The organism is Pseudomonas fluorescens, from assembly GCF_018614775.1.
GTDB lineage: Bacteria > Pseudomonadota > Gammaproteobacteria > Pseudomonadales > Pseudomonadaceae > Aquipseudomonas > Aquipseudomonas fluorescens_BY.
This window is the reverse complement of record NZ_JAGGOF010000037.1, coordinates 1-11,353: the sequence shown is the minus strand read 5'-3', so window position 1 is coordinate 11,353 and position 11,353 is coordinate 1. Positions and strand designations below refer to the sequence as shown.

At 63.8% G+C, this 11,353-nt stretch carries 12 protein-coding genes and 1 pseudogene; 5 read left to right on the top strand and 8 right to left on the bottom strand.

Annotation, left to right across the window (positions count from 1 at the left end):
- Positions 1 to 117: 117 nt before the first annotated feature.
- The 3 genes from J7E36_RS10495 to J7E36_RS10485 form a co-directional block, all read right to left on the bottom strand.
- A complete protein-coding gene (locus tag J7E36_RS10495; RefSeq protein WP_215002539.1) occupies positions 118 to 1,806 on the bottom strand; it encodes an ATP-dependent DNA ligase in 1,689 nt (562 codons plus the stop codon).
- Complete coding sequence (locus tag J7E36_RS10490; protein WP_215002537.1) at positions 1,803 to 2,834, bottom strand: ligase-associated DNA damage response exonuclease; 1,032 nt, start codon at positions 2,832 to 2,834, stop codon at positions 1,803 to 1,805. The genes J7E36_RS10495 and J7E36_RS10490 overlap by 4 nt, the downstream gene beginning before the upstream one ends.
- 212 nt (positions 2,835 to 3,046) lie before the next feature.
- A complete protein-coding gene (locus tag J7E36_RS10485) occupies positions 3,047 to 5,497 on the bottom strand; it encodes a penicillin acylase family protein (protein WP_215002535.1) in 2,451 nt (816 codons plus the stop codon).
- A gap of 212 nt (positions 5,498 to 5,709) precedes the next feature.
- Here J7E36_RS10485 and J7E36_RS10480 point away from each other — a divergent pair, with 212 nt between their 5' ends.
- Complete coding sequence (locus J7E36_RS10480) at positions 5,710 to 6,267, top strand: cysteine hydrolase family protein (protein ID WP_215002533.1); 558 nt, start codon at positions 5,710 to 5,712, stop codon at positions 6,265 to 6,267.
- 157 nt (positions 6,268 to 6,424) lie between these two features.
- Here the strand turns inward: J7E36_RS10480 and J7E36_RS10475 are convergent, their stop codons facing one another.
- The 4 genes from J7E36_RS10475 to J7E36_RS10460 form a co-directional block, all read right to left on the bottom strand.
- Positions 6,425 to 6,628 (bottom strand): SEC-C metal-binding domain-containing protein, encoded by a 204-nt coding sequence (locus tag J7E36_RS10475; RefSeq protein ID WP_003198420.1) that lies wholly within the window; start codon positions 6,626 to 6,628, stop codon positions 6,425 to 6,427.
- A gap of 5 nt (positions 6,629 to 6,633) precedes the next feature.
- Complete coding sequence (locus J7E36_RS10470) at positions 6,634 to 7,119, bottom strand: LEA type 2 family protein (RefSeq protein WP_215002531.1); 486 nt, start codon at positions 7,117 to 7,119, stop codon at positions 6,634 to 6,636.
- 69 nt (positions 7,120 to 7,188) lie between these two features.
- Positions 7,189 to 7,665: a YchJ family protein gene (locus J7E36_RS10465; RefSeq protein WP_215002541.1), complete on the bottom strand. Its 477-nt coding sequence runs from the start codon at positions 7,663 to 7,665 to the stop codon at positions 7,189 to 7,191.
- Between the two features lie 11 nt (positions 7,666 to 7,676).
- Positions 7,677 to 8,174 (bottom strand): DUF6231 family protein, encoded by a 498-nt coding sequence (locus J7E36_RS10460; RefSeq protein WP_215002529.1) that lies wholly within the window; start codon positions 8,172 to 8,174, stop codon positions 7,677 to 7,679.
- Between the two features lie 191 nt (positions 8,175 to 8,365).
- On the opposite strand from J7E36_RS10460, the gene J7E36_RS10455 reads away from it, so the two are divergent.
- The 4 genes from J7E36_RS10455 to J7E36_RS10440 all read left to right on the top strand — a co-directional run bounded on the left by J7E36_RS10455 (position 8,366) and on the right by J7E36_RS10440 (position 11,063).
- Entirely contained in the window at positions 8,366 to 9,061 is a 696-nt protein-coding gene (locus J7E36_RS10455) for an OmpA family protein (RefSeq protein WP_215002527.1), read from the top strand.
- Between the two features lie 90 nt (positions 9,062 to 9,151).
- The gene (locus J7E36_RS10450) at positions 9,152 to 9,877 is read left to right on the top strand and encodes an OmpA family protein (protein WP_215002525.1); all 726 of its coding nucleotides are present in this window, start codon (positions 9,152 to 9,154) and stop codon (positions 9,875 to 9,877) included.
- Between the two features lie 162 nt (positions 9,878 to 10,039).
- A complete protein-coding gene (locus tag J7E36_RS10445) occupies positions 10,040 to 10,312 on the top strand; it encodes a DUF1145 domain-containing protein (RefSeq protein ID WP_215002522.1) in 273 nt (90 codons plus the stop codon).
- The gene (locus J7E36_RS10440) at positions 10,305 to 11,063 is read left to right on the top strand and encodes a collagen-like protein (RefSeq protein WP_215002520.1); all 759 of its coding nucleotides are present in this window, start codon (positions 10,305 to 10,307) and stop codon (positions 11,061 to 11,063) included. Before J7E36_RS10445 ends, J7E36_RS10440 begins: the two co-directional genes overlap by 8 nt.
- Positions 11,064 to 11,226: 163 nt before the next feature.
- Here J7E36_RS10440 and J7E36_RS10435 read toward each other — a convergent pair.
- A pseudogene (locus tag J7E36_RS10435) lies at positions 11,227 to 11,353 on the bottom strand (nicotinamide riboside transporter PnuC); the annotation flags it as partial.

Here is an 11,353-nt window from a genome sequence, read left to right as displayed (position 1 = left end):
AACAAGGCTTGCCCGCGATGAAGGCAGTGCGGTCTTTCGGAAAACGAGGCGCCTGTTTCGCGAGCAAGCTTTGCTCCCACAGATTCCTCGCTACCTTGATAATGAATCAGCGAAGGGTTACTTCAACAATTCCTGCAGCACTGTCAGCGTGTCCGCCTCCTCGACGCGCTTGTCCTGGCGCCAGCGCAGCATCCGCGGAAACCGCACCGCGATCCCGCTCTTGTGGCGCTTGGACAGGGCGATGCCCTCGAAACCCAACTCGAACACCAGGGTGGGGGTAACACTGCTCACCGGGCCGAATTTTTCCACGGTGGTCTTGCGCACGATGCTGTCGACCTGGCGCATTTCGGCATCGGTCAACCCTGAATAGGCCTTGGCGAACGGCACCAGCGTGCGTTCGCGGCTGCCCGGCGGGTTGTCCCAGACCGCGAAGGTGTAGTCGCTGTAGAGGCTGGCGCGCCGACCGTGGCCGCGTTGGGCGTAGATCAGCACGGCGTCGACACTGAAGGGGTCGATCTTCCATTTCCACCAGACCCCCATGTCCTTGGTGCGGCCGACGCCGTACAGCGCATCGCGGGCCTTGAGCATCATGCCTTCGACACCCCGGCTGCGCGAGGCTTCACGCTGCCGGGCCAGGTCGAGCCAATCCTGGCCGGTGATGATCGGCGAGGGCAACAACACCGGGCTGTGGGCCCGGGCCAGCAAGGCCTCCAGCTGGCCGCGACGTTCGGCCTGGGGCCGGCTGCGCCAGTCCTCGCCCTGCCACTCCAGCAGGTCGTAGGCCATCACCACCACCGGGGCGTCTTCGAGGATCTTCTTGCCCAGGGTCTTGCGCCCGATGCGCTGCTGCAGCAGGGCGAACGGCTGCACTGAAGGTTGCAGCGGCGTATCCGGGTCGAAGGCGTCTTCGGTCAGCGGCTGCGAGGTTTTCCAGACGACGATTTCGCCGTCGATCACCGTACCGTCGGGCAAGGCCTGCGCCAGCGAATGCAATTCGGGGAAACGTTCGGTCACCAGTTCCTCGCCCCGGGACCAGACCCACAAATGGCCGTCGCGCTTGACCACCTGGGCGCGGATACCGTCCCACTTCCATTCCACTTGCCAGTCACTGGCAGGGCCCAGCAGCGCGTCGAATTGTTCCATCGGCGCCGACAACGCATGGGCCAGGAAGAACGGGTAAGGCTGGCCGCCGCGCTGGGCATGCTCATCGTCGGACTCGGCGGCGATCAGCTTGAGATAACTCGCCGCGGTCGGACGGTGGGACAGGTCGGTGTAGCCCACCAGGCGCTGGGCCACCCGTTTGCTGTCCAGCCCGGCCATGCCGGCCAGGGCGCGGGTGACCAGCAGCTTGGACACGCCGACGCGGAAGCTGCCGGTGATGAGCTTGATGCACAGCATCAGGCTCGACCGGTCCAATTGCGCCCACAGCGCTGGCAGTTGCAGCGCCAGGACCTCGGGCGTTTCGCCACGCAAGGGCAACAGTTTCTCTTCGATCCACAGCGCCAGGCCTTCGTCGGAACGATGGGGCGACTCCGGCATGACCAATGAAATGGTTTCCGCCAGGTCGCCCACGGCCTGATAGCTCTCCTCGAACAGCCAAGTGGACAGCCCCGACACCTGCACCGCCAACTCCCGCAGGATCTTTACCGGCACCAGTTGCCGTGGGCGGCCACCGGACAGGAAATACACCGCCCATGCCGCGTCCTGGGGCGGGGCCTTGGCGAAATAGTCCTGCATGGCGGCCAGCTTGGCATTGCTGGAGGTGGTGGCGTCCAGGTCGGCATACAACTCGGCGAAGGCTTTCATGAGGCGTCCTCGCCGGTGTCGGCCGCGCCGGTCACGTCTTCTTCGTCATCACCGTATTCGGTGGTGAAACCTTGGGCATCGAGGCCTTGCTCGCACAAATGGCGAACCAACACACCCACCGAACCGTGCGTGACCATGACTCGCTCGGCGCCGGTCTGTTCGATGGCCCACAGCAGGCCCGGCCAGTCGGCGTGGTCGGACAGCACAAAACCGCGGTCGACACCGCGTCGCCGACGGGTGCCGCGCAGGCGCATCCAGCCACTGGCGAAGGCATCGCTGTAGTCGCCAAAGCGGCGCATCCAAGTGCTGCCGCCGGCAGAAGGTGGAGCGATGACCAGTGCCTGGCCCATGATGGGGTCGGTCTTTTTCACGTCGCCGGCATAGATCGTCGGCGGCAGGTGGATGCCGGCCTCGCGGTAGACCCGGTTCAGCGGCTCCACCGCGCCATGGGCGAGGATCGGCCCGAGGCTTGCATCGATGCCGTGGAGAATCCGCTGGGCCTTGCCGAAGGAGTAGCAAAACAGCACGCTGGCCCGTCCCCGCGCAATGTTGGCCCGCCACCACTGATTGATCTCATCGAATATCTGCGCCTGCGGCTGCCAGCGATAAATGGGCAGGCCGAAGGTCGATTCGGTGATGAAGGTATGGCATTTCACCGGCTCGAACGGCGTGCACGTACCGTCGGGCTCGACTTTGTAATCCCCTGACGCCACCCAGACCTCGCCTTGATATTCCAACCGCACCTGGGCCGAGCCCAACACGTGGCCGGCGGGATGGAAACTCAAGGTCACTCCGTGATGCAGCAGCCGCTCGCCATAGGCCAGGGTTTGCAAATTGATGTCCTGGCCGAGCCTTGAACGCAGGATGCCTTCGCCGGGTGCCGCGGCCAGGTAGTGCTGGTTGCCGCCGCGAGCATGGTCGCCGTGGGCGTGGGTGATGACCGACCGCTCCACTGGCCGCCAGGGGTCGATGTAGAAGTCCCCGGGCGGGCAATAAAGGCCTTCAGGGCGGGCAATGACAAGATCCATGCAATCACCGGGGCGATGGGCTTGTCAGGTAGAGGCGGGCACGGGGGCAGAAGTTCTATCGGGTTTGGCGCGAAGCCAGAACAGGCTGATCATCTGTGGCGAGGGAGCCGTGGGAGCAAAGCTTGCTCGCGATACAGCCGCCGGGGTTCGAAGAAACCCCATCGTCTGCATCGCGGGCAAGCCTTGCTCCCACAGAGTGAGGTGTATTGCTGTTATTTACCCGGCACCAAGGTCAATCGCGTCTTGCCATAGGCCCGATCAAAGTTCTGCGGTTGCAACGGCAGGTTCTGGTACTGGCCCTTGATCCACGGATCGATGCCGTTGACGTAGTTCGGGCTGGCCGGGTTGCCGGATTGGCCGGCGCCGTCCTGGAGCATCAGCGGTTCAGGCTGGCCGAAGTCAACGATAAAGCGCATGGCCGGGGCCACGGTGGTGTTGAAATCCTGCCCCCAGGCGAATGCCGAGGTATTGAGCGTGGTGGCGTCGCCACCGGCCGCTACCGGGCCGCGCACGACCTGGCCGCTGCTGTTTTTCCACGCGTAGCTGTGCAGCTTGCCCCACTGCCAGGCCTGGTGATCACCGCCCAGTTGGCTGTCACCGGCGCTGATGGCGGCTGCCAGGCTGCGGGCGAGGATGATCGCCTTGTCTTCTTTCTGCGGCGTGCGCACGTCGTCCCAGAACGGGCTGTCCTCGCGGCCCAACAGATGATCGGCCTGGGCCGAGTAGGACAATTGACCGTTGGCAATCAGCGCTTTCCACGCCGGGCTGCTGTCCGGGCCCAGTTCGTCGAGGAAGATCTGCTTCATGCTCTCTTGCAGGAACAGCTCATAGATTGCCGCGTCGGCGGACGTCGGGCTGAGCCGGCCATCGAATGCCATCAGGCGGGTATAGGCCTCGCGTGCTTTGGCCCGGTCAGCGACCGGCAATGCTTCGATCGCCTGCTTGAGCGGCTGGGCCATGCCTGGTGCCTCAAAGACTTTCTTGAGCTTGGCGGCGAATGTCGTGGTCTGGTCATATTGCATGGCGATCAGGCTGCGGGCGTCGTGCTTGCCCGCGCCGGCCAGTCCGGCCATGCGCTCGCCACGCTCCGGTGCGGCCCAGGAGTTGGACAACTGCATGCCGTAGCCGTGGGGGATGACCCGTTGGTTGGCGGTGCCGAGCCAGCCCTGGGCCGGGTCCTGGTCGTAGGGGTGCAACATCGGGTCGGCGTAACCGTCCCAGTCGTAGCGACCCTCCCAGCCCGGCGACGGCAGCAGGCCTTCGCCTTCGCGGCGGTTCGGATAGCGCCCGGTGACTTGCCAGCCAATGTGGCTGGCGTCGGCGAACACCAGATTCGCGGCCATGGCACGGATTTCCCGGCTGGCATCGGAGGCTTTCTCGGCGCTCTGCGCCCGGGACAGGTCGAAGAACGCGTCCAGGGTCTTGTCGTCGGTAAAGCTCGGCGTCTGCAAGGCCAGGCCGAGGCTGTTGGCCATGGCCGGGCCTTGGGCGCTGTTGAGCAGTGGGCCGTGACGGGTTTCATACACCGCTTCACGAATCGGCCGTTGGCCCTTGATGAAGTAGGTTTCGTTGCGCACCATCGCCGGCTGCCATTTGCCGTTGACCTCGTAGGACAGGCCATTGCCCTGGCGACGGATTTTTTCCAGGAACAGGTCCTGGTTGTCTCCCAGTACGCTGGTCATGCTCCAGGCCACTTTGCCGTTGAAACCCGCCAGGATCATCGGGATACCGGCCACGGAAATCCCGGCCGCCTGGTACTTGGGCGCGCGGATCTGCACGGGGCTCCACAGCGCCGGCACCCCCAATGGCCCGTGGCTGTCGCTGGCCAGCAGGCTCTTGCCGCTGCGGCTGCGTTGCGGCGCGATGGCCCAGTTGCTCGACGACGCAGCACCGAGCAGGTTCATCCCGGCCAACTCGCTGCTGGCCTTGCTGACCTCGTTCAGGCCCGGCACCTGGCCGTTGAGCCGGATGCCCTGGAGTTTGTCAGCCTCGGCCAGGGGCAGTGACTCGTCCGGGTAGGACGGGCTCAGCCAGGCGAGTTTGTCATGGGGCACTGTCTGGGCCAGTACCAGGCTGGCGATTTCTTCCGGCAGGTTGGTCGACTGGCTGAAATTCAGCAGGCAGAACATCAGCGCCGAATCTTCCGGTTTCCAGTATTCAGGTTTGTAACCGGTGGCGGCCAGGTCCGCCGGCAACTTGTCGCGGTAGCGGAACAGGTAGGCGTTGACGCCCCGGGCATAGACTTCGAAGAAACGCTTGAGCCGTGGCGAAGAGGCCTTGTACAGCTTGTCGGCATTTTTCTTCAGGTTGACGGCGCGCATGTAGCGGTCGACGTCCAGCCGTTCGGCGCCGGACATTTCCGCCAGCCGCCCCTGGGCGAGCAGGCGCAGTGTCACCATCTGACCGATGCGGTCACTGGCGTGGACGTAGCCGAGGGTGAACAGCGCGTCGTGGAAGCTGCTGCTCTCGATCAGCGGCATGCCCAGGGCATTGCGCCGAACCGAGACGTTCTGCGCCAGCCCCTTGAGCGGCTGCACACCGGAAGTCGGCGGGACAGTGTCCTGGGCATTCCAGGTCTGGCATCCGCTCAAGCCGAGCGCACTGGCCACTGCGGCGGCAACGCCGAGCCGGGGGATGAAGGAAATAGAGGCTGGCGAGGCCATGGCAAAGCTCCTGCGGGAGGGGGTGTCGTCAATAAAGGCGCTACGTTAGTGAGCAGGAGGGGGGCGCGCAAGCGGGGGCATGGGTTATTTGTTGATTTGGCGATGAAAGCTCCCTGCGAGGGCAGGGCCATCAGGTGCGCAGGAGGTGGGCGGATTGATCTTGCTCGCCAATACAGGTAGGAAGTATCGATGCTCACGCAAGGAAATCCAGCATGGAACTACGGACAAACGCAGCGTTGATCCTCATCGATCAACAAAAAGGCATTCTTCATCCCAAACTCGGGCCCCGCAACAACCCCGAGGCGGAGTTGCGCATGCTGGAGCTGTTGGCCTTCTGGCGAAATTCGGCGCGGCCCGTGGTGCATGTCCATCACCTGTCCCGCTCGCCGGGATCGGTGTTCTGGCCGGGGCAGTCCGGCGTGGAAGTGCAGCAGCGGTTCGAGCCGTTGGCCGGCGAGTGGTTGATCCACAAGGATGTGCCGGACGCCTTCTGCGGTACCCACCTGGAGACGGATCTACGCCGGGCGGAGATCGGGCAACTGATCATCGTCGGCGTGGCGACGAACAATTCGGTGGAGTCCACGGCGCGTACCGCCGGCAACCTGGGGTTCGACACGTGGGTGGCCGAGGACGCCTGCTTTACCTTCGACAAGCCCGATTATTTCGGTATTCCCCGGACGGCTGACGAGGTGCATGGCATGTCGCTGGGCAACCTGCATGGGGAGTATGCAACGGTGGTGAGTGTGAAGCGGATTCTGGAGGCGGGCTGACAGATAGGCATTGAATGGGCTGGCCTCATCGCGAGCAAGCTCGCTCCCACAGTGGCAAGGGGGAATCCTGATTTTTTTGATCGCAGCAGGCCCCCTGTGGGAGCGAGCCTGCTCGCGATGGCGATTCAACTGGCGAAGACGATCTTCGCCCGCATCATCAAGCCCCGTGGCACTTCTTGAATTTCTTGCCATTGCCGCAGGGGCACGGGTCGTTGCGGCCGACGTCCTTCAGGGCGTTGCGCACCGGTTCCTGGTGGGCGTGGCCGCAATTCGGGCCGTGGACGTGGCCGTGGTCATGATCGTGATGATGGTCATGATCGTGGTTGCAATCAGGGCCATGGACGTGGGGTTGCTGGGTCATCGGGGTTACTCCGCAATTAAATCGGCGGCGATTATCACGCCATTGCGCTCCAGGTGCACGTAGTGGGCGATGAATAATCCGGTTTCCAGCTCACCTTCCAGACGATAGGGGATCTGCTCCCGGGGTTTTTGCAGCAGTTTCACCACCTCCCGCACCCGGGGCCACAGGTTGGTGCGGATCGGCACCTTGAAGTAGGCGCTGTGCCGGGGCGCTACGGTGAACCAGTGCTCGTGTTCACCTTCGGTCAGCAGCAAGTCGCCCAGATGGATGCGGTAGGTCAGGCTGCGCACGGTCAGGTCGTTGTCGCCAGGGTTGTCGACGCGAAAGTGCAGCGTGAATTTCTGCTCCAGCAGCCGCGCTCGCACCACCTCGACCTTGACCAGGTGCACCTGCGGTTCCGGCGTCTCTTCCCTTAGCCAGGACGCGCAGCCGCCAAGCCCGATAAACAGGAGCAGGCAAGTGATGCGTAGCCAGTGTGATGGATGGGTCATGTCCGCGCCTCTGGTTTAACCCCAGTCTAGCCCGCTGATGAAAAGGACGGGTGTCGGACGTTTCCGAAATCAACGGGCGAAGTAGCCGGCACAGCACTTCTTGAATTTATGCCCGCTGCCACATGGACAGCCGTCGTTGCGTCCTGCCTTGACCGGCACGGTCGGGTCGATGAAGTACCAGCGCCGGTTGTTTTGCACGAACGAGGATTGTTCCCGGTGGCTGTGTTCCCCCTGGCCGTCGTGCCAACGCGCCGTGAACGTGACAAAGGCGTGTTCCGGCTGGCCGCCGAACACTTCGCTGCTTTCCACCTCCAGTCCGAGCCAGGTGCTGTTGGCGCTCCAGGCGCTGATGGACTGGCGATCGAGGCCGTCCTGCTGGGCGGGGAGGGTGGTGCTCACGAGGTAGTCCACCAGCCCCAATACGTACGCACTGTAGCGCGAGCGCATCAAGGCTTCGGCGCAGGGCGCCGGGTGCCCGTCGTGGTAATGGCCGCAGCAGGCGTCCAGTGAATTGCCGCTGCCGCAAGGGCAGATAGGTGTGTGCATTGTGTTCACAGCTACCACCAGTATTTTCCAAAGTTTTCCGGGTTGGCCCAAAAGCGCGAGTTGAGCCAGTCGGGGACCTGCTTGTATTCAAGCAGATCGTAGGTGAACAGGGTCAGTACCTGCTCTTCGCGCTGGAATCGCTCGCTGGCTTGCAGGGCCAGGGAAAAAAAGTCTGTCTCCTGCCAGCCGCAGGCGGCCAGGTCAGCCAGCACGGCGATACGGCTGGCGTTCAGGTTGCGGATGCCGCCCAACAGGTTCAGACCGTCGCGCTTGGGCAAATGCTCCAGGCAGTCGAGCGCCAGCGCCAGGTCAAAACGTCGCGCCGCCACGTCGGCCGGCAATGGGCCGGGGCCGGCACGCACCACTTCAGCGGCGGGGTGCGCCTGCTGGAACGCCTCAAGCGCGGGGAAGCTGCTGGCGCCGATCAACAGCAGTTTTTGCGGGGCGTAACGCTCAAGCACCGCCGCCAGGGCTTGCTGGGGCGTGCGCGAAGAAATGGCAACGGTCATCGAAGTTCCTCAGTCAGAATCGCCACGATAGCTTGCCCAGAGATCATGGCCTAGAGCGGTTTGCGCTTGAACGTGTCGAACGGCCGCAAACACGGGGCCAAACCCGTGCCTGCGTGAGCTGGCGCAGATCCGGACTCGGGTCTTTACTCCCCTGAATCGGCGCAAAGCCGATCCCTCAAGGAGAAAACCCGATGAGTATCGTTCGGACAGCGTTACCCCTGGTTCTGCTAACCAGTGTGTTGACTGGTTGCGCAGGTTTGCAGAAAACCGACTGGCCGATCTGTGCGGCCACCGGTGGCGTCATCGGCGCTGGACTGGGCGCCACTGAAAGCACCGCTTGGGCAGGCTACGGTGCGTTATTCGTTGGCACGATGTCGGCCGCCTATTGCTGGGTGCATGGCGACGGCGACGAAGATGGCGATGGCGTGCCAGACAGCCGCGACAAGTGCCCGGGCACGCCGAAGGGTGTGCAAGTCGATGCCGATGGCTGCCCGCCGCCTGCACCGGCGCCGGTGGTCGAAGAACCGGTGGTGGTCAAGGAAGAGACAATCGTGATTCGCGACGTGCACTTTGAATTCAACAAAGCTACGCTGACCCCGACCGACAAGGACGTCCTGAGCACTGTGGCGACCCGGTTGAAGCAGGAAACGTCCACTGCACAACTGCGCGTCACCGGCCACACCGACAGCGTTGGCAGTGACGCTTATAACCAACGGTTGTCGGAGAAACGGGCCCATTCGGTGATGCAATACCTGGTTGAACAGGGCGTGCCGCGCGCCAGTTTCGTCTCGGTGTCCGGTGCCGGGGAGAGCCAGCCGGTGGCTGACAACAAAACGGCCGACGGACGTGCGCTGAACCGCCGGACCGAAGTCCGGATAAACCGCTGAAGCCCTTGCCATTCGCGGCTTGTAGAGTCGCGGATGGCAGTCTTTACTCCTGTGTGACCGGTATGGGCCGGTGACACAGGAGCCTTCACCATGAACGTTCTCATCAAAGCCGTCCTACCGGTACTGCTGGCAAGCAGTCTGTTGTCCGGTTGCGCCACCCACAGCGATGGCAGCGCACCTCTCAATCAACGTACCTGGCCGATCTGCAGCCTGATTGGCGGCCTTGCAGGTGGCGGCCTGGGCGCCATCGAAAGCAGTGGCTGGGCCGCCGGCGGCGCCGCGTTGGGGCTGCTCGGCGCAGGCTTGATCTGTTATGCCCAGGATGGTGATGAAGACGGCGACGGCGTGTTCGATCGTCGCGACCGTTGCCCCGGCACGCCGGCCAATACCCCGGTCGAACATCATGGTTGTCCGCTGCCGCAGTACCCGGCCAGTGCCCCTGCGGTCGAACCCGAGGCTCCAGCGACCGAAGTCATCACCCTCAACGATGCCGGCAAGGTGCTGTTTGATTTCGACAAGTCCGACCTCACGGCCGACGCTCGGCGCCAACTCGATGGGCTGATGGGCAAGCTGAGCCACGCCAATGTTGTCAGTATCCGCGTGGTCGGCCACACCGACGCCGTCGGGACGGATGCCTACAACCAGGGCTTGTCCGAGCGCCGGGCCAGCAGCGTCGTGGAGTATCTGCTGACCCAGGGGTTGGCCCCGGACAAACTCACCAGCGAAGGCAAGGGAGAAAGCGAACCCGTGGCCGACAACGCGACCGACGAGGGGCGGGCGCAGAACCGTCGGGTTGAACTGCATATCCAACGCTGAGCGCCAATCATTTAAGTGGTCTCAGGACCGCCGGCTCGCCAAGAAGGGCGAGCCGGCTGTTACAGGCCAGCGCGTTAAATTAAATTTGCCCCGGCCTCTGGCTTATCCCGCGCGCTAGCCGTTACTGTGCGCCCAAAGAATAAAGCTCATCGGAGGGGACGTATGAAGGTATTTTGGGGGCTGGGGCGCTTGTTGACCGTGGTGTTCTGGCTGGTGGTGCTGGTCAACCTGATCATGCCGTTCGTCCATCCGCTGCATCTATTGGTCAATCTCGCCGGCGCCTTGTTGTTGGTGGTCCACCTGCTCGAACTCTTGCTGTTCAGGGCTCCTTTGCGTGGCCGACCCGCGCCTGGCCGCGATCGCCTCAAAGTGCTGCTGTTCGGCATCTTCCACCTGCAAACCGTCCCGACCGCACCAGAGGCTTCCCATGCGTAAATTGTGTCTGCTCGCTTTAGTGGCGTGTCCATTAGCCAGCGCCCAGGTGCTCCAGGTAGAAAGCCACTCGTTGATGCGCCTGCCCAACACCACCAGCACCCTGACCCTGGAGCGGCTGGATGTGGCTGACTACGGCACGCTGCTGGTGCCTTCCAACGTCACCGAATTGTCCATCGGCCAGTTGCACCTGGGGCGCGAAGCCCGGATTGCCATCGTGCCGGCGCAACAGGTATTGGACATGAAGGTGGCCCAGGCTGAATTGGCAGAGGGCAGCCAGATCACCTCGCGTGGCGCCCCGGGCAACTATACGAAGGCGGCACGACCGGGGCGCGATCTCAATCTGCGTTTCAATGCCTTGAATGCGCCGCTGTTGTCCGTGGACGCCCGGGGTGGAACAGGGGCGCCGGGTTACGTGGGCCTGGACGGCGCCAATGGACAGGCGCCGGGTTGCACTTGGGGTTCGGCCGGTCGCGGCGCGGACGGCAGCAATGGCAGCGATGGTCAGCCGGGCGCGGCCGGTGCGCGGGTGCGCCTTGAATTGCCCAGTGCTTTCCCTGCCGAGCAGATCAAGGTGACCGTGGATGGCGGTGCCGGTGGTGCTGCGGGGCCGGGCGGCAAACCCGGTCACGGGGGCAAGGCCAAGGGCTGTCTCGTGTACACCGCCGACGGTGGCAAGAGCGGTCGCGCCGGCGCCGATGGCCAGCCAGGGCCTGCTGGAGCGGCGGGGGCGGTGGTGGTGCAGCGGTTTTAAATAGATGATGCGACCCATGTGGGAGCGGGCTTGCTCGCGAAGAGGGTGTGTCAGGTCAATCAATGCTGACTGATCCACCGCTTTCGCGAGCAAGCCCGCTCCCACAGGGGGCTTGCAGCGGCTGGTGGGGATTTCCCTCAACCCTGTGAGAGCAGCCAGGAGCCTGGGCGGCGTCGGTCCAATGGGCCATGGCAGCGCCCAACAGGAGGCTGCCCATCGCGCCGATGCTCAGGCCGAACAACACCGAAGGCGCGCCCAGGCGGGTGACCTGGCGGCCGTCGTGATGCTGC